The sequence below is a fragment of the Geodermatophilus obscurus genome (assembly GCF_900143215.1).
In the GTDB taxonomy this organism is placed as follows: domain Bacteria; phylum Actinomycetota; class Actinomycetes; order Mycobacteriales; family Geodermatophilaceae; genus Geodermatophilus; species Geodermatophilus obscurus_A.
The window spans coordinates 79,251-96,978 of record NZ_FRDM01000008.1; the positions used below are offsets into that span (position 1 = coordinate 79,251).

At 74.9% G+C, this 17,728-nt stretch carries 16 protein-coding genes; 1 reads left to right on the forward strand and 15 read right to left on the reverse strand.

What is annotated here, in order from left to right:
• Position 1: 1 nt before the first annotated feature.
• The 12 genes from aroQ to BUB17_RS10245 all read right to left on the reverse strand — a co-directional run bounded on the left by aroQ (position 2) and on the right by BUB17_RS10245 (position 12,366).
• Positions 2 to 436 (reverse strand): type II 3-dehydroquinate dehydratase, encoded by a 435-nt coding sequence (gene aroQ, locus BUB17_RS10190; protein WP_072917495.1) that lies wholly within the window; start codon positions 434 to 436, stop codon positions 2 to 4.
• Positions 433 to 1,479: a 3-dehydroquinate synthase gene (gene aroB / locus BUB17_RS10195; RefSeq protein ID WP_244277113.1), complete on the reverse strand. Its 1,047-nt coding sequence runs from the start codon at positions 1,477 to 1,479 to the stop codon at positions 433 to 435. The genes aroQ and aroB overlap by 4 nt, the downstream gene beginning before the upstream one ends.
• A 5-nt stretch (positions 1,480 to 1,484) precedes the next feature.
• The gene (locus BUB17_RS10200) at positions 1,485 to 2,171 is read right to left on the reverse strand and encodes a shikimate kinase (RefSeq protein ID WP_280173868.1); all 687 of its coding nucleotides are present in this window, start codon (positions 2,169 to 2,171) and stop codon (positions 1,485 to 1,487) included.
• Positions 2,168 to 3,361 (reverse strand): chorismate synthase, encoded by a 1,194-nt coding sequence (aroC, locus tag BUB17_RS10205; protein WP_072917500.1) that lies wholly within the window; start codon positions 3,359 to 3,361, stop codon positions 2,168 to 2,170. The genes BUB17_RS10200 and aroC overlap by 4 nt, the downstream gene beginning before the upstream one ends.
• A 126-nt stretch (positions 3,362 to 3,487) precedes the next feature.
• Positions 3,488 to 4,162, reverse strand: a complete 675-nt coding sequence (locus tag BUB17_RS10210; RefSeq protein WP_072917502.1) for a prepilin peptidase — start codon at positions 4,160 to 4,162, stop codon at positions 3,488 to 3,490.
• A 5-nt stretch (positions 4,163 to 4,167) separates the two neighbouring features.
• Complete coding sequence (locus BUB17_RS10215; RefSeq protein WP_072917504.1) at positions 4,168 to 4,971, reverse strand: shikimate dehydrogenase; 804 nt, start codon at positions 4,969 to 4,971, stop codon at positions 4,168 to 4,170.
• A 22-nt stretch (positions 4,972 to 4,993) separates the two neighbouring features.
• Positions 4,994 to 6,610 carry an endolytic transglycosylase MltG gene (gene mltG, locus BUB17_RS10220; RefSeq protein ID WP_072917507.1) on the reverse strand — a complete coding sequence of 539 codons (1,617 nt, stop codon included), beginning with the start codon at positions 6,608 to 6,610 and terminating at the stop codon, positions 4,994 to 4,996.
• Between the two features lie 73 nt (positions 6,611 to 6,683).
• The gene (gene ruvX, locus BUB17_RS10225; protein ID WP_141242976.1) at positions 6,684 to 7,352 is read right to left on the reverse strand and encodes a Holliday junction resolvase RuvX; all 669 of its coding nucleotides are present in this window, start codon (positions 7,350 to 7,352) and stop codon (positions 6,684 to 6,686) included.
• A gap of 5 nt (positions 7,353 to 7,357) precedes the next feature.
• Entirely contained in the window at positions 7,358 to 10,054 is a 2,697-nt protein-coding gene (gene alaS / locus BUB17_RS10230) for an alanine--tRNA ligase (RefSeq protein ID WP_072917511.1), read from the reverse strand.
• A gap of 62 nt (positions 10,055 to 10,116) precedes the next feature.
• The gene (locus tag BUB17_RS10235; RefSeq protein WP_072917513.1) at positions 10,117 to 10,395 is read right to left on the reverse strand and encodes a hypothetical protein; all 279 of its coding nucleotides are present in this window, start codon (positions 10,393 to 10,395) and stop codon (positions 10,117 to 10,119) included.
• Complete coding sequence (locus BUB17_RS10240; protein ID WP_072917516.1) at positions 10,395 to 10,820, reverse strand: DUF948 domain-containing protein; 426 nt, start codon at positions 10,818 to 10,820, stop codon at positions 10,395 to 10,397. The genes BUB17_RS10235 and BUB17_RS10240 overlap by 1 nt, the downstream gene beginning before the upstream one ends.
• A 175-nt stretch (positions 10,821 to 10,995) precedes the next feature.
• Complete coding sequence (locus BUB17_RS10245; RefSeq protein ID WP_072917518.1) at positions 10,996 to 12,366, reverse strand: replication-associated recombination protein A; 1,371 nt, start codon at positions 12,364 to 12,366, stop codon at positions 10,996 to 10,998.
• Positions 12,367 to 12,502: 136 nt separating this feature from the next.
• Between BUB17_RS10245 and BUB17_RS10250 the strand changes: the two genes are divergently transcribed.
• Complete coding sequence (locus BUB17_RS10250) at positions 12,503 to 13,420, forward strand: aldo/keto reductase (RefSeq protein WP_280173869.1); 918 nt, start codon at positions 12,503 to 12,505, stop codon at positions 13,418 to 13,420.
• A 118-nt stretch (positions 13,421 to 13,538) separates the two neighbouring features.
• On the opposite strand, the gene aspS is transcribed toward BUB17_RS10250, so the two are convergent.
• The 3 genes from aspS to hisS all read right to left on the reverse strand — a co-directional run bounded on the left by aspS (position 13,539) and on the right by hisS (position 17,710).
• The gene (aspS, locus tag BUB17_RS10255; protein ID WP_072917524.1) at positions 13,539 to 15,314 is read right to left on the reverse strand and encodes an aspartate--tRNA ligase; all 1,776 of its coding nucleotides are present in this window, start codon (positions 15,312 to 15,314) and stop codon (positions 13,539 to 13,541) included.
• Positions 15,315 to 15,357: 43 nt separating this feature from the next.
• A complete protein-coding gene (locus BUB17_RS10260; protein ID WP_244277117.1) occupies positions 15,358 to 16,344 on the reverse strand; it encodes an aldo/keto reductase in 987 nt (328 codons plus the stop codon).
• Positions 16,345 to 16,447: 103 nt separating this feature from the next.
• Complete coding sequence (gene hisS / locus BUB17_RS10265) at positions 16,448 to 17,710, reverse strand: histidine--tRNA ligase (protein ID WP_072917548.1); 1,263 nt, start codon at positions 17,708 to 17,710, stop codon at positions 16,448 to 16,450.
• Positions 17,711 to 17,728 lie beyond the last annotated feature (18 nt).

Genomic DNA, 17,728 nt, shown 5'->3' on the forward strand with positions numbered 1-17,728 from the left:
CTCAGCGCACCCCCTGCGCGGCCAGCCAGCGCAGCGCCAGCACGTAGCCCTGCACGCCGAGCCCGGCGATCACCCCGTCGGCGACCCCCGAGACGTAGGAGTGGTGCCGGAACTCCTCGCGCTGGTGGATGTTGCTGATGTGCACCTCGACCAGCGGGGCGGTCAGCATCGCCAGCGCGTCGCGCAGCACCACCGAGGTGTGCGACCAGCCGGCCGGGTTGAGCACCACCGGGTCGCCGGCGTCGGCCGCGGCGTGCACCCAGCGCAGCAGTTCGCTCTCGTCGTCGGTCTGCCGGACCTGCACCTCCAGGTCCAGCTCGTCGGCCGCGGCCGTGACCAGCTCGACCAGCTCGGCGTACGTCGTCGTCCCGTACTTCTCCGGCTCGCGCGTGCCGAGGCGGCCGATGTTGGCGCCGTTGAGCACCTGGATGGTCACGATGTCTCCGCAACTGCGGCCCAGGCCGCGTCGAGCCAGGCCTGATCGGGGTCGGCGAGGATGCGCGGGTTGCCGATCCCGTCCAGGACGACGAACCGCAGCGAGGCGCCGCGGGCCTTCTTGTCCACCCGCATGACCGACTGGATGCGCGCCCAGTCCCCGGCGTAGCGGGTGGGCAGCCCCATCGCGGCGACCAGCCGGGCGTGCCGGTCGACGTCGTCGCGGGTCAGCAGCCCGGCCTGGCCGGCCAGCTCGGCGGCGAAGAGCAGGCCGACGGCGACCGCCTCCCCGTGCCGCCAGCCGAAGTCCTCCACCCGCTCGATGGCGTGGGCCAGGGTGTGCCCGTAGTTGAGGAACTCCCGCACGCCGGTGTCGTAGAGGTCCTCCCCCACCGCGTGGGCCTTGACCCGCACCGCGCGCTCGATGAGCTCCTCGGTGCCGCGGCGGCCGGTCGGGTCGGCCTCGAGCAGGTCGAGGATGCTGGGGTCGGCGATGAAGCCGCACTTGACCACCTCGGCCATCCCGGCGCGGAACTCCGCCTCGGGCAGCCCGGCGAGGACGTCGGTGTCGGCCAGCACGGCCACCGGCGGGTGGAAGGCGCCGACGAGGTTCTTGCCCGCGCCGGTGTTGATGCCGGTCTTGCCGCCCAGCGCGGCGTCCACCATGCCCAGCACGGTCGTCGGTACCTGGACGACGCGGACGCCGCGGGTCCAGGTCGCGGCCACGAAGCCGGCGAGGTCGGTGACCGCGCCGCCGCCCACCCCGACGACGGCGTCGGACCGGGTCAGTCCCAGCCGACCGAGCTCCTCCCACACGCCGGCGGCGACCGCGGCGGTCTTGGCCGCCTCGCCGTCGGGGACGACGACCGCCTCGGCCGCCACTCCGGAGGTCTGCAGCGTCTCCACGACCGCGCCGGCCAGCCCGGCCAGCGGCCGCGCGTGGACGACGACGGCGCGGGCGGTGCCGTCGAGCACCAGCCCCAGCTCGTGCTGCGCGCCGGACCCGATGACCACGTCGTAGGGTCGCTCGCCCGGGACCGTCACCCGCCTCACGGTGCGGCCCGCACGGGGACCGCGGCCGCGACCTCGTCGACGACCTCGTCGGGCGCACGCCCGCCGGTGGTCACGGTGACGGTGGCGACCTCGGCGTACAGCGGCGCCCGGGCGGCGAGCAGGGTGCGCAGCGTGGCCCGGGGGTTGAGGCCGAGCACCGGGCGGCTGCGGCCCAGCCCCACCCGCTCGGCGGCCGAGACCAGGTCGACGTCCAGCCACACGACGGTGCCGCCGGTCCGGGTGTAGGCGGTCAGCCGCTCGCGGGTGACGGCGCTGAGCACCGCGCCGCCGCCGAGGGCCAGGATCCCGTCGTGCTCTGCGAGCGCGACCGCCACGGCCTGCTCCTCCAGCGCGCGGAAGTGCGGCTCGCCGAGGTCGACGAACAGGTCGGCCACCCGCTGGCCGGTGCCGGCCTCGACGTCGGCGTCGGTGTCCCGGAACGGAACACCGAGCCGGCCGGACAGCGCGGTGCCGACGGTGGTCTTGCCCGACGACGGCGGCCCGACCAGGACCAGCAGCGGGCGGCGCGCGGCGGTCATCGCCTGGGCGGGGGTCCCGGGTCCGGCGGAGGTCGTCGGCTGGGCGGGGGTCCCGGGTGCGGCGGAGGTCATCGGCTGGGCGGGGGTCCCGGGTGCGGCGGAGGTCATCGGCTGGGCGGGGGTTCCCGGTCCGGCGGAGGTCATCGGACGCTCAGCGCGTCGAGGTAGGCGCGCGCGTTGCGACGGGTCTCGGTCACCGAGTCGCCACCGAACTTCTCCAGGGCGGCGTCGGCCAGTACCAGCGCCACCATCGCCTCCATGACGACGGCGCCGCGGGGCACCGCGCAGGCGTCGCTGCGCTGGTTGATCGCCACGGCCGGCTCGCCGGTGGCCACGTCGACGGTGGCCAGTGCCCGCGGCACCGTCGAGATCGGCTTCATCGCCGCGCGGACCCGCAGCACCCCGCCGTTGGTCATGCCGCCCTCGATGCCGCCGGCGCGGTCCGACAGCCGCTGGATGCGGGCCTCGCCATCTGCACCGGGGGCCAGGACGATCTCGTCGTGGGCGACCGAGCCCCGGCGGCGAGCGGTCTCCAGCCCGTCGCCGACCTCGACGGCCTTCACCGACTGCACGCCCATCAGGGCGCCGGCCAGCCGGGAGTCCAGCCGGCGGTCCCAGTGCACGTGGCTGCCCAGGCCCGGCGGCAGGCCGTGCACGACCACCTCGACGACTCCGCCGAGGGTGTCGCCGTTCTTCCGGGCGTCGTCGACCTCGGCCACCATGAGCGCGCTGGTGGCCGGGTCCGCGCAGCGCACCGGGTCCTCGTCGATGCGCGGGTTGTCACCGGGGCCGGGGACCACGCCGTCGGGGACGACGACGGGACCGATGCCGACCACATGGCTGACCACCTCGACGCCGAGGGCCTGGCGCAGGAAGGCCCTCGCGATCGCGCCGAGGGCGACCCGGGCCGCGGTCTCCCGGGCGCTGGCCCGCTCGAGCACCGGCCGCGCGTCGTCGAAGCCGTACTTCTGCATGCCCGGCAGGTCGGCGTGGCCCGGCCGCGGGCGGGTGAGCGGGGCGTTGCGGGCCTGGCCGGCGAGCACCTCGGCGTCGACCGGGTCGGCGGACATGACCGTCTGCCACTTCGGCCACTCGGTGTTGCCGACCTGGACGGCGATCGGCCCGCCCTGGGTGAGCCCGTGCCGGATCCCGCCGGTCAGCGAGACGGTGTCCTGCTCGAAGGACATCCGGGCGCCGCGGCCGTGGCCGAGACGGCGGCGGGCGAGGTCGACGTCGAGGTCGGGGGTCGCGACCTCGACGCCGGCGGGCAGGCCCTCGAGGATGGCGGTGAGCTGCTGGCCGTGCGACTCACCGGCGGTCAGCCAGCGCAACATGACCGTGATTGTGCCAGTTGGAGGACCCCTTCCTCCCCACCCTTCGAGGAAGGACCCCGTCCCCCTCACCGCAGGCGAGCTCGCGACGAGCCTCTGGACGGGGCCGCCCCGGGAAGGGGGCCGTGCTCAGGCGAGGGGCACCGGTCCGGCCACGACCAGGGCCAGCACCGCGCCCACCAGCAGCGGCGGCCCGAACGGCAGCGCGGTGCGCCAGCCGGCCCGCCCGGCGGTGATCAGCGTCAGCGACGCCACGGCCCCGGTCACCAGGCCGAGGAACACCCCGGCCAGCAGCGCGCCCCAGCCCACCCAGCCGAGCACGAGGCCGAGCAGGCCCAGCAGCTTCACGTCGCCGAACCCGAGCCCCTGCGGGGAGAGGACGGCGGCGCCCGCGGCCAGCCCGAAGGCGGCCGCGCCGGCCAGGACGGCGCGCAGCAGCGCCGGCCAGGTGCCGAGGGCGACGGCGTCGACCAGCAGCGCCGTGGCCACCGCCGCGTACGCCGGGACGGTCACCCGGTCGGGCAGCCGGTGGGTGGCGAGGTCCACCGCCCCGAGCACGACGCCGGCGACCCCGGCCCAGGCCAGCGCGACCGTGCCCGGCCGCAGCCCGCCGGCCAGCAGCGCGCCGGCCAGGGCCAGCACGACCAGGACTGCGGTGACGGCGGTGCGCAGCGGGCTCGCCGACGCCGCCTCGTCCCGCCGGGCCAGCCGGACCGACACCCGCGCCGACCACGGTCCCAGCACCAGGCCGCCGACGAGGGCCAGAGCGGCGACGGCACCGGCCGGGAGGTCCGCGGGGGGCACGCCGGTCAGCGGGGCCCGACGGCGGCGTCGAGCACGCCGCGCATCGCCACCAGCGGCGCGGGCTGCCCGGTCATGAGCTCCACCTGTGCGGTGGCCTGCCAGAACAGCATCTCCAGGCCGCCGATCACGGAGCCCCCGGCCGCGGTGACGGCGGTGGCCAGCGGCGTCGGCCACGGGTCGTACAGGACGTCGAGCACGGTCTGACCCGCCGTCCAGGGCAGTGCGGCCACGGCTTCCTGGCCGCCGACCGGCACGGTGCTCACCACGACGTCGGCCTCCACGACGGCCGAGGTCAGCGACACCACCGTCGTCGGGACACCGAGGGTGTCGAGCACCCGCAGCAGGTCGCCGGCGCGGCCCGGCTCGCGGACGACGACGTCGACGTGCTCGGCGCCCAGCGAGGCGAGCGCCACCGCCGCGGCTGCCGCCGTGCCCCCAGCGCCGATTATCGCGCCGCGGGTCACCGAGGTGACCCCGGCCTGCTGGAGGGCGGTGCCGGCGCCGAGGACGTCGGTGTTCTCCGCCCGCCAGCCCGCCTCGGTGCGGACCAGCGTGTTGGCCGCGTGCAGCAGGCGCGGCAGCGGCTCCACCACGTCGGCGACGTCCACCGCGGCCTGCTTGCACGGCATCGTCACCGAGAAGCCGCGCCACTCCTCGCCGAGCCCGGCCAGCAGCACCGGCAGGTCCGCGGGACCGACGTCGAGGGCGTCGTAGGTCCAGTCGTCGAGGCCCAGCGCCGCGTAGGCGGCCCGGTGCAGCAGCGGGGACAGGGAGTGGCCCACCGGGCGGCCGAGGACGGCTGCCCTCACTCCCCCACCCTCCCGCCGATCCTCACCCGCCCGGCTGCTCGCGCAGCCACTGCTGGAACAGCAGCACGTTCTGCTGGTGCTCCTCGGCGGTGCGCGCGAAGCGGGTCTCGCCGGTGTCCGGATCGATGACGACGAAGAAGCGCCAGTTCCCCGGAGCCGGCGCGAGCACCGCCTCGATGGCCTGCTCGCCGGGGTTGCTGATCGCACCCGGCGGCAGCCCGGCGTACACGTAGGTGTTGTACGGCGAGGGGTTGGCCCGGTCCTGCGGCGTCGTGGTGATCCCGGACTTGCCGTTGGCGTAGTTGACCGTGGTGTCCAGCTGCAGCGGCATGCCGTCGGCCAGCCGGTTCTCCAGCACGCGGGCCACCATGGCCATGTCCTCGGGCGAGGCGGCCTCGGCCTGCACGATGCTGGCCTTGGTGAGCACGGTCAGCCGGTCGGCCTCGGGCACCTGCAGCGCGTCGAGCGCCTGCTCGGTCCGCGCCACCATGCCGCCGAGCATGTCGGCGGGGGTGTCCCCCGGCTCGAAGTCGTACGTCGCGGGGAACAGGAAGCCCTCGAGCATCCCGTTGGCGTAGGCCGGCAGCCCCAGCGCCACGGGGTCGGCGGCGACGGCCTGCAGCTCGGCCAGCGGCGTCCCGGTCTCCTCGGACAGCAGCGTGAGGGTCGCGGCCACGGTGAGCCCCTCCCGCACGGTGACCCGGGTGACCTGGCGGGCCGCGGGGTCCAGCAGCAGGTCCAGGGCGGCCGCGCCGCTCATCTGCGAGCGCAGGACGTAGACGCCGGGCTGGATGCCCGTGGCGGCCGGCTCGGTCTCCGCGGCGTCGACGAACGGTCCGGGCGAGGCGATGACGCCCTCGGCGACGAGCGTGCGGGCGATGTCGCTCAGCGTGTCACCGGAGGAGACCCGCACCTCGACGGTGCCGCTGCCCTGCCCCGTGAAGTCCTGGCCCCCCGGGTTGACCAGGCCGATCAGCGCCTTGCCGCCGTAGAAGATCCCGGCCACGAGACCGGCGAGGACCAGCAGGGAGAGGACGACGGCCAGCGGGCTGCGTCGGCGACGCGGGCGGCCGGAGCTCCGCCCGCCGCCGGGCGGCTCCTCGCCGCCGGAGTGGTCGTCGGCGGAGTGCTCGTCGCCGGAGTGCTCGCGCTCGGCGCGCCGGTCGCGGCGCCGGCGGCGGACGTCGGAGGAGCCGGAGGCGCCGAGCACCTCCAAACCGCCGGTGGAGTCGGCGTCGTCCCACTCGTGCGCGTCGGCGGGGTGCACCGCGGGGTCGTCGGGGTCCGCGCCGGGGACGGCGGGGACGGCTCCCAGCCCGACCGTGGCGTCGTCGGCGGCACCGTCGGGACGGCGGGAGATCCGGGACCAGGCGCCCGCGGGCAGCGGCGGCAGGTCGGGCAGCGGCTCGGACGGGTGCGGCGGGCGGTCGCCGGCGTGCGCGACCGGGCCGGGCAGCGGGCCGGTGCTGCGGTCGTCGTCGGCCCGGCGACGGCGCGGAGCGGGCCCGGCGGTGCGACGCTCGTCCCCGACCGGCGGCCGGCTGGGCATCGACGCCAGCCAGGCGGCCGCGGGCACGCCGCTCGGGGCGTCGGGAGAGGCGTGCCGACCCCGCCGCCCCGGCGGGGTCGGGCCGGTCACGCTTCCTCCTCGCTGGAGCTCGTCGGTCGCGTGACCGGTGGTGCTGGGTCCCGGCGCGAACTCGCGAGCTCGTTCACGAGCGCTCCCGCTGCGCGTCCAGATAGGCCTGGAGGATGACCACGGCGGCGGCCTGGTCGATCACCGAGCGCTGGCGGCGGCTGTCCAGACCGTTCGCCCGGAGGGAACTGGCAGCGGTCACGGTGGAGAGCCTTTCGTCGACGAGGTGCACGGGCACCGAGCCGATGCGCCCGGCGAGTGCCCGAGAGTAGGCACGGGCCTCCTTCGCCGACGCGCCCGACGCACCCGAGAGGTGCCTCGGCTCCCCCACGATCACCTCTGTCACCTCGTGTTCCACGACGAGGGCGGCGATGCGGTCGAGATCGGACTCGTCGCGGGCCCGCTGCACCGTCTCCAGCGGGCTGGCGAGGGTGCCGGTGGGGTCGGAGATCGCCACGCCGACGCGCACGGTGCCGACGTCGATGCCCAGCCGGCGCCCCTGCCGCCTCGGGCGGGGCGGGATCGGCAGGCCGCCCGGCAGCCCGCCGGACAGGTCGATCTGGGCGGTCTCGTGCCGCACCGGCGGGAACCCGGCGCGCAGGTCGATCTGCTCGGTCGCGTGGTGGACCGGCCGTTCGGGCTGGGCGGGCGGGGTCGACCGCGGCCGCGCCGGGGGGACGGCGGGCCGTCCCTGCATCGGGCGCTCGCCCGCCGGACCGGTCTGGTCGGGGTGCTGACTGGGCACTCCGCTCACCTCCCTGCGGCGGTCGCGACCGCCTGTTCGCCGGCCTGCAGGGCCGCTGGGATGCCCGCGGGGTCGGTACCGCCCCCCTGGGCGATGTCCGGCTTGTTGCCGCCACCGCGGCCACCCACCGAAGCGGCTGCCGCGCCCAGCACGTCACCGGCCGACAGCCCGCGCTCGACGGCGGCGGGATTGACGGCCGCCACGAGCCCCACCTTGCCCCCCGACTCGGAGGCGAGCAAGACGACACCCGGGCGGTCGGCGGGCAGCCGACCCCGGACGTCGAGGGCCAGTGTGCGCAGGTCGCCGCCGCCCAGTCCGCCCGGCGCGCCGGTGACCACCGACACCCCGTGGACGTCGCGCGCGCCGGCCGCCAGCTCCCCGGCCGCGGCCAGGGTCTGCTGGGCGCGCAGCTCGGCGAGCTCCTTGTCGACGTCGCGGAGCCGGGCCAGCATGCCGCTGACCCGCTCGACGACGGTGTCGGTCGGCGTCTTGAGCAGCTCGCCGAGCTGGCGCACCAGGTCGCGCTCACGGGCCAGGTACCGGAAGCCCTCCAGGCCGACGACGGCCTCCACCCGGCGGGAGCCCGAGCCGACGGAGGACTCGCCGGTCAGGGCCAGCGTGCCGATCTGGGCACTGCCCTGCACGTGGGTGCCACCGCAGAGCTCGCGCGACCACGGGCCGCCGATCTCCACGACGCGGACCTGCTCGCCGTAGGTCTCGCCGAACAGCGCCAGCGCGCCGACGGCCTGGGCCTCGGGCAACGTCATGTAGCTGGCGCTGACCCGGTGGTCGGCCCGGACGGCGGCGTTGGCGACGTCCTCGATGTCGTGGCGCTGCTGCCGCGTCAGCGCGCCCTGCCAGGCGAAGTCCAGCCGCAGGTAGCCGGGGCGGTTGTAGGAGCCCGACTGCAGCGCCTGCGGGCCGAGCACCTGGCGCAGTGCGGCGTGCACCACGTGGGTGCCCGAGTGCGCCTGGCAGGCCGACAGCCGCCACTCGCGGTCGACCTCGGCGGTCAGCTCCGCACCCTCCCGGAGCTCGCCCTCGAGCACCCGCACCTGGTGGGCGACCAGGCCCTTGACCGGGCGCTGCACGTCGAGCACCTCGGCGCGCCCGCCGTCCCAGGTGAGGACGCCGGCGTCGGCCACCTGGCCGCCGGACTCGGCGTAGAACGGCGTGCGGTCGAGCACCACGCGGGTGATCTCGCCCGGCCCGGCAGGGGTCCTCGACGCCTCCTCCTCGGCGGCGAGCTCGGGGACCAGGCCCAGCACGCGGGAGTCGGTGCGCAGCGTCTCGTAGGCCCGCCAGTCCGTGGGGCCGTGCTCGGCCAGCAGCCGGCGGTAGGCCAGGACGTCGACCGAGCCGGTCTTCTTGGCGCGGGCGTCGGCGCGAGCCCGGTCGCGCTGCTGCTGCATGAGCGCCCGGAAGCCCGCCTCGTCGACGCGCACGCCCTGCTCGGCGGCCATCTCGAGGGTGACGTCGATCGGGAACCCGTAGGTGTCGTGCAGGGAGAACGCCTGCTCGCCGGTCAGGCGCGGTGTGCCGGACTCCTTCGCCTGCCGGACGGCGGTGTCGAACAGCGTCGTCCCCTGGGTGAGGGTGCGCCGGAACGCCTCCTCCTCGGCGTAGGCGACGCTCGAGATGCGGGCGAAGTCGGCCTCGAGCTCGGGGTAGCTGGCCCTCATGGCGTCCTTCGACACCGGCAGCAGCTCGGGCAGGCTGGCCTCGTCGACGCCGAGCCGCTTCATCGAGCTGATCGCCCGGCGCAGCAGCCGGCGCAGGATGTAGCCCCGGCCCTCGTTGCCCGGCGTGACGCCGTCGCCGATGAGCATCAGGCCGCTGCGCACGTGGTCGGCCACGACCCGCAGCTGCACGTCGTCGTCGTGATCGCGGCCGTACGTCACGCCGGCCAGCTCGGCGGCGCGGTGCAACACCGGGGCGACCTCGTCGATCTCGTAGAGGTTGTCGACGCCCTGCAGCAGGTAGGCGACCCGCTCCAGGCCCATGCCGGTGTCGATGTTCTTCTTGGGCAGCTCGCCGACGATCCGGAAGTCCTCCTTGCTCCGGACGTCGGTGAGCTCGTACTGCATGAAGACGAGGTTCCAGATCTCCAGGAACCGGTCACCGGCCGTGTCGACCAGCGGGCCGCCGTCGGGGCCGAACTGCGGGCCCCGGTCGAAGTAGATCTCGCTGCACGGGCCGCCCGGGCCGGGCTGGCCGGTGTGCCAGTAGTTGTCCTTCTTGCCCAGCCGCTGGATCCGCTCGACCGGCAGACCCGCGATCCGGTGCCACGCCTCGGCGGCCTCGTCGTCGTCCAGGTAGACGGTGACCCAGATCCGCTCCGGGTCGAAGCCCAGCCCGCCGTCGTCCACCGAGCCGGTGACGAGCTCCCAGGCGTGCCGGATCGCCCCCTCCTTGAAGTAGTCGCCGAAGGAGAAGTTGCCGTTCATCTGGAAGAACGTGCCGTGGCGGGTGGTCTTGCCCACCTCCTCGATGTCGAGGGTGCGCACGCACTTCTGCACGCTGGTCGCCCGCGGGTAGGGCGCCGGCTCCCGGCCGGTCAGGTACGGGATGAACGGCACCATGCCGGCCACGGTGAACAGCAGCGACGGGTCCGGGGAGACCAGCGAGGCACTGGGGACGACGGTGTGCCCGCGGCTGGCGAAGTGCTCCAGGAAACGGCGGCGGATCTCGGCGGTCTGCATGTCCTACTCGGTGTGGGAGGCGCGGTCGGCCGGGGTGCGGCGTCCCGCGGGGAGGAGGGGGCTCAGCGGTCGGTGGCGTGCCGGCCGGGCAGCTGGACCTGACCGGCCTCGGGCAGCGGAGCGTCCAGGCCGGTGCCGGTCCGCAGCTCGCTCTCCCGCTCGGCCATCGCCGCGCGCACGTCGGCACCGAAGTCGCCGATGGCGTCGGCCAGGTCGCGCAGGCCCTCGGCGATCGAGGCGCCGATGCCGGTCGGCGTCATCCGCTCCGCCGCGCGGGAGATCTTGCGGACGACGAGGGCGCCGATGGTGACGCCCATGGCGAGCCAGAACAGCCGGCGCATCAGGCGGCCCGCCGGGCGGCACGGCGCGAGCGGCGCTCGGCCTTGTCACGCGCGGCCGCGTCGGCGATCGCCTGGCCCTCGCGCTTCTTGCGGGCGGCACTGCGCACGCCGTAGCTGAACGCGGCGACCTTGATCAGCGGGCTGCCGAGGGTGGCGGCGACGACGCTGCTGAGGGCGGCGACGTTGCTGGAGACGTTGGCGGCGTTGCCGGTGATGTCGTCGACCCGCTCCAGGTTGCTGTTGACGTGCGCCACCGTCGTCGACGCCTGGCTCAGGATCGGGCCGCTCTGCTCCCGCGTCTGGCGGATGGTCAGCGTCGCCTCGTCCAGCGTGCGACCCAGCTTGAGGATCGGGACGGCGAGCAGCACCACCAGCAGCACCAGCGCCAGCGCTGCGATCAGTCCGGCCCACTCTCCTGCGGACACCCGGTCCTCCTGGTTCTTCGGCCGTGCTTCTCGGCGGTGTGGTTGCTGCGGCGTCCGGGCCCCCGCCGGTCGCCGCCGGCGGGCGTCGGCCCGGCGTGGTCACAGTAGTCGGGGGTTCCGGCGCCCGTCCGTGGCCCGCCGGTCGCTCAGCGCCCGCGCCGGACGATGCCCTCGGTCAGGCCCCGCGACCCGGGCTGCCCGTGCTGCGATGCTCCCGGGGCTGTCTCCTGACGATCGCCCGCAGCTTGGCCAGGCGCGCGCCGATCGTGGCCTCGGCGCCGCGGTTCGTGGGCCGGTAGTAGTCCTTGCCCATCAGGGCGTCCGGCGGGTACTGCTGCGGCACCACGCCGTCGGGGTGGGCGTGCGGGTAGACGTAGCTGCCCCCGTGGCCGAGCTTCTTCGCGCCCGCGTAGTGCGCGTCGCGCAGCCCCGGCGGCACCGGCCCGGCGAGCCCCGCGCGCACGTCGGCGACGGACTCGCCCATCGCCACGGTGACCGCGTTGGACTTCGGCGCCGTGGCCAGGTGGACGACGGCCTGAGCCAGCGGGAAGTGGCCCTCCGGCATGCCGATGAAGGCCACCGCGTCGGCGGCGGCGACCGCGGTGAGCAGCGCCGTCGGGTCGGCCATGCCGATGTCCTCGCTGGCGGAGATGACCAGCCGGCGGGCGATGAAGCGCGGGTCCTCCCCCGCCTCGACCATGCGCGCCAGGTAGTGCAGCGCCGCGTCGACGTCGCTGCCGCGGATGGACTTGATCAGCGCGCTGGCGACGTCGTAGTGCTGGTCGCCCTGCCGGTCGTAGCGCACCGCGGCCTGGGCGACCGCCGTCTCCAGCGTGTGCAGGTCGAGCACCTCGGCCCCGGCCGCCCGGGCCGCACCCGCCCCCGACTCCAGCGCGGTGAGCGCCTTGCGGCCGTCCCCGCCGGCGATGCGGACCAGGTGCTCCTCTGCCTCCGGGCTCAGCGTCACCGCGCCGTCCAGCCCCCGGTCGCTGGCGAGCGCCCGGTGCAGCAGCGTGCGGACGTCGTCGTCGTCCAGTGGCTGTAACGCGAGCACCAGGCTGCGGGACAGCAGCGGGCTGACCACGGAGAAGAACGGGTTCTCGGTGGTGGCGGCGATGAGGCTGACGATCCGGTCCTCCACCGCGGAGAGCAGGCTGTCCTGCTGGGTCTTGGAGAAGCGGTGCACCTCGTCGATGAACAGCACGGTTCGCCGGCCGGCGTAGGTCAGCTCGCGCTTGGCGCTCGCGATGACCGCGCGGACCTCCTTGACCCCGGCGTCGAGGGCCGACAGCTGCACGAACTGCCGCTTGGTGGCCAGCGAGATGACGTGCGCCAGCGTGGTCTTGCCGGTTCCCGGCGGGCCGTAGAGGACCAGCGACATCGGCTCGTCGGCCTCGACCAGGCGGCGCAGCGGCGCCCGTGGGCCCAGCAGGTGGGACTGGCCGACGACCTCGTCCAGCGACCGCGGCCGCATGCGGACGGCGAGCGGCGCGCCGGGGTCGGCGCCCGATGCCTCCGGCGCCGGCTCGTCGAACAGCGAACTCACGATGACCTCGGTTCGCTCCCGCGGCGCGCTCCGCTCCTCGGTCGCTCTGTCACTGCTCGCCTCCGCGGTCGCTCCGCTCCTCGCTCGCAGACCTCGCTGCGATGCTCACTCCCTGTCGGCTCGCGCGCTCCCTGCGATGCCCACGCGCCTGTCCGCTCACGCTTGCGAACGCTACCCGCGGGGCACGACAGGGCCCGTGCAGCAGCGACGCATCGGAGACCGGACCGTCAGTGCCATCGGGCTCGGGGCGATGCCCCTGTCCACCAAGGACGACCGGCCCTCGCGCGAGGATGCCGTCGCCACCGTGCACGCCGCGCTGGACGCCGGCGTGACGCTGATCGACACCGCCGACGCCTACGCCCGGGACGAGGCGGAGTTCGGCCACAACGAGGAGCTGGTCGCCGCGGCGCTGGCCTCCTACGGCGGCTCGACGGACGCCGTGCTCGTCGCGACCAAGGGCGGGCACACCCGGCGCGGCACCGACTGGGAGCTCGACGGCTCCCCCGCCTACCTGCGCACGGCGTGCGAGGACTCGCTGCGCCGGCTGGGGGTCGACGCCATCGGCCTGTACCAGTTCCACCGGCCGGACCCGGACACGCCGTGGGAGGAGTCGATGGGCGCCCTGCGGCAGCTGGCCGACGACGGGCTGGTGCGCATGGTCGGCATCTCCAACGCCGACGTCGCGCAGATCGACGTCGCCCGCTCGATCGTCGGCCCGGCGCTGGCCAGCGTGCAGAACCAGTTCTCCCCCGGCTGGCGCTTCTCCGCCGACGAGGTCGCGCACTGCGCAGGGCACGGGCTGGCGTTCATCCCGTGGAGCCCGTTCGGCGGGGTGTCGGCGGCCGGGTCGCTGTCGGCGTCCGCGCCGGCGTTCGCCGAGGTCGCCGAGGAGCTGGGGGTCTCGGTGTACCGGGTGACGCTGGCCTGGCACCTGGCGCAGTCCGACGTCGTCGTCCCGATCCCGGGCGCGTCGCGGCCGTCGTCCATCCGGGACTCCGCGGCCGCAGCGGACCTGCAGCTGACCCCCGAGCAGCTCACCCGCCTGTCCACCTGACGCCCTCTCCCGCCCTAGGGGCCTGCGTCGAGTGAGCAGTTGCGGTCGCCGACACGCAACGACACGCCGCGGTGGGCGACCGCAACTGCTCACTCGGTCGGGCGCGAGTGAGCAGCCCCTACGTCGTCGGGTCGGTCGGCCCCGGCGCGCCCGGCTCACCGGGCAGGGCCGGCTCCTCGGGCTTGGCGTCGATGCCGGCCTCCTTGCGCTGTGCCTCGGTGATCGGCGTCGGGGCACCGGTCAGCGGGTCGAAACCGGCGCCGGTCTTCGGGAAGGCGATGACCTCGCGGATCGACTCCACCCCGGCCAGCAGCGCGCACGTGCGGTCCCAGCCGATCGCGGCGCCCGCGTGCGGGGGCGGCCCGTAGGCGAACGCCTCGAGGAAGAAGCCGAACCGCTCGCGGGCCTCCTGGCGGGACATCCCGAGGGTCTCGAACACCCGCTCCTGCAGGTCCGGGTCGGCGATGCGGACCGAGCCGCTGGCCAGCTCGTTGCCGTTGCACACCAGGTCGTAGGCGTCGGACAGCGCGGCGCCCTTGTCCTCGGCGAAGCGGTCCCGCCACTCGGGGGTGGGCGAGGTGAACGGGTGGTGCATGAAGGTCCACTCGCCGTCCTCGGTCTCCTCGAACATCGGGAAGTCGACGACGAAGAGGAACGACCAGGAGCCCGGCTCGATCAGCTCCAGCCGGCGGGCGACCTCGTTGCGCGCCGCACCGAGCAGCTCCTGCGCCTGCCGGCGCGCGCCTGCGGCGAAGAACACGCAGTCCCCCGGCTGCGCACCGACGGCCGCGACCAGTCCGGAACGCTCCTCCTCGGAGATGTTCTTGGCGACCGGCCCACCGAGCGTGCCGTCCTCGGCGATCGTCACGTAAGCCAGGCCGCGGTGACCGCGCGACTTCGCCCAGTCCTGCCAGGCGTCGAACGCCCGCCGCGGCTGCGAGCCGCCGCCCGGCATCACGATCGCGCCGACGTAGGGGGCCTGGAACACCCGGAAGGGCGTCTGTGCGAAGTACTCCGTCAGCTCGGTGAGCTCGATGCCGAAGCGCAGGTCGGGCTTGTCCGAGCCGAAGCGGTCCATCGCCTCGCGGTAGGTCATCCGCGGGATCTCCGCGACCTCGTACCCGGCCAGCTCGCGCCACAGCGCCCGGACGACGTCCTCGACGACCGCGAGGACGTCGTCGCGCTCGACGAAGCTCATCTCGAAGTCCAGCTGGGTGAACTCCGGCTGCCGGTCGGCACGGAAGTCCTCGTCCCGGAAGCAGCGGGCGATCTGGTAGTAGCGCTCCAGCCCGCCGATCATCAGCAGCTGCTTGAACAGCTGCGGGGACTGCGGCAGTGCGTACCACTTGCCCGGCTGCAGCCGCACCGGGACGACGAAGTCGCGGGCGCCCTCCGGCGTCGAGCGGGTCAGGTCCGGCGTCTCGACCTCGACGAAGCCGTGCTGGGCCATGACCCCGCGGGCGACCCGGTTGACCTCCGAGCGCAGCCGCAGCACCCGGGCCGGGCCCTGCCGGCGCAGGTCGAGGTAGCGGTACCGGTAGCGGACGTCGTCCGAGGCGGCCTGGTCGGTCTCGATGGGGAACGGCAACGGCGCCGAGGACGACAGCACCCGCAGCTCGGCCGCGGCCACCTCGATCTCGCCGGTCGGCAGCTCCGGGTTCTCGTTGCCCTCGGGACGGCGGCGCACCTCGCCCGTGACCAGCACGCAGAACTCGTTGCGGAGGGCGTGCGCCTCCTCCTCGCGGACGACGACCTGGACGTAGCCCGAGGCGTCGCGCAGGTCGACGAAGACCACGCCGCCGTGGTCGCGGCGGCGGGCCACCCAGCCGGCGAGGGTGACGGGAGAACCGGCGTCGGACGCGCGCAGCGTTCCGGCGTCGTGGGTGCGGAGCACTAGAGGGCCTCTCGAGGGTGGTGGGGTGGGCCGGGTGTCCAGCTCACCAGCGGTCGTGGACGTGCGCGCGGATGCGCTCGTCGTAGACACGCTCGAGGTCGGAGAGCTGGGAGTCGGGGAGCCTCGGCAGCGCGGCCGCCGCGGCGTTACCGCGGACCTGCTCGACGGTCCGCGCGCCGGGGATCACCGCGGTGACGCCCGGCTGGTCGATCACCCAGCGCAGCGCGAACGCCGCCGTGGGCGCGTCCCCGGCGATTGCGGCGACCTCGCGGGCGGCGGCCACGCCGACCTCGAACGGCACGCCGGAGAAGGTCTCGCCCACGTCGAAGGCCTCGCCGTTGCGATTGAAGCTGCGGTGGTCGTCGGGCGCGAACGTCGTCGACTCGTCGTACTTGCCGGTCAGCAGGCCGCTGGCCAGCGGCACCCGGGCGAGGACACCGACCCCGGCCGTGGCGGCCGCGGGCAGCAGCTCCTCCAGCGGCTTGCGCCGGAAGACGTTGAGGATGACCTGGATGGTCTGCACGCCGGGGTGCTCCAGCGCGGTCAGGCCCTCGGCGACGGTCTCCACCGACACGCCGTAGGCCGCGATCGCACCGTCGGCCACCATCGCGTCGAGGGCGTCGTACACCCGGTGGTCGCTGTACACCGCCGGCGGCGGGCAGTGCAGCTGCACCAGGTCGAGGGTCTCCACGCCGAGGTTGCGGCGGGACCGGTCGACCCAGGCGCGCAGGTTCTCGGGCGTGTACTGCGCGGCCTCGAACGGATCGGCGCGGCGGCCGGCCTTGGTCGCGACGAACGGGCGGTCCGAGTGGGCCACCAGCGCCCGGCGGATGCGCTCCTCCGAGCGGCCGTCGCCGTAGACGTCGGCGGTGTCGAGCAGGGTGATCCCGGCGTCGAGCGCGGCGTCGAGCACGTCGGCCGCGCTGTCGTCGTCGACGTCCCCCCAGTCACCGCCCAGCTGCCAGGTGCCCAGGCCGACGACGCTGACCTCGGCCCCCGTACGACCCAGTGGCCGCTGCTCCATGCTCATCGGTCGACTCCGCCCTCGTTCCGCTCCTCGGTCGCTGTCCCCCGCACGCGGGAGGTGCCCCCAGCACGCAGCGATGCCCGCTCGGGTGTCGTCTCCAGCTCGCTCATGCCTCCACGCTCGCACGCACCGTCTCGAACAGCTCGCCCACGGGGACGGGGCGCTGCTCGCCGGTGCGCATGTCCTTGAGCTGGCCGACACCCTCGGCCAGGTCCCGCTCGCCGATGACGACGACGTGCGAGGCGCCCGACCGGTCGGCGGCCTTCATCGCGCCCTTGAGCCCGCGCCCGCCGTAGACGGTGTCCGCGGAGACGCCGGCCTGCCGCAGCTGCCCGACCAGGCGCACCGCCAGCCGCCGGGCCTCCTCGCCCAGCGGGACGACGAAGGCCTGCACGCCGGTCGCCGTCCCGACGTCGAGGCCCTCGGCCTGGACCGCCAGCAGGGTGCGGTCGACGCCGACGGCGTAGCCGATGCCGGAGACGTCCGGGCCGCCGAGCGCGGCCGACAGGCCGTCGTAGCGCCCGCCGCCACCGATCGCCGACTGCGCGCCGAGCCCGTTGTGCACGAACTCGAACGTCGTCTTCGTGTAGTAGTCCAGCCCGCGCACCAGCCGCGGCGCCTCGGTCCAGGTCACGCCGAGGTCGGTCAGGTGCTGGCGGACGGCGTCGTAGTGCGCCCTGGTCGAGTCGGGGAGGTGGTCGACCATCAGCGGCGCCTCGTCCAGCTGCGCCTGCACCTCGGGCCGCTTGTCGTCGAGCACCCGCAGCGGGTTGATCGCCGCACGCCGCCGGGTCTCCTCGTCCAGGTCCAGCTTGTCCAGGTAGGCGACGAGCTGGTCGCGGTACTGCGGGCGGCAGGTCGCGTCGCCCAGCGAGGTCAGCAGCAGCTCGAAGTCGGTGAGCCCCAGGTCGCGGAAGCCCTGCACGCCCAGCGCCACCACCTCGGCGTCCAGCGCCGGGTCGTCGACGCCGAGCGCCTCCATGTCGACCTGGGTGAAGTGCCGGTAGCGGCCGGCCTGCGGGCGCTCGTAGCGGAACGCCGAGCCCACCGTCCACAGCTTCACCGGCAGCGCGCCGGTGTGCAGCCGGTGCTCGATGAAGGCCCGCATCAGTCCGGCGGTGAGCTCCGGACGCAGGGTCAGCGAGCGGCCCCCGCGGTCGTCGAAGGTGTACATCTCCTTCGTCACGACGTCGGTGGACTCCCCCACCCCGCGGGAGAACACCTCGGTGTGCTCGAACACCGGCGTCTCGACGTAGCCGTAGCCGGCCCGGCGCAGCGGCGCGGTCAGCGTCTCCCGGACGGCGAGGAAGCGCTCGGAGTCCGGCGGCAGGACGTCGAAGGTGCCCTTCGGCGCGGTCAGCACGCTCACGTGTCCTCCTCGCTGGCG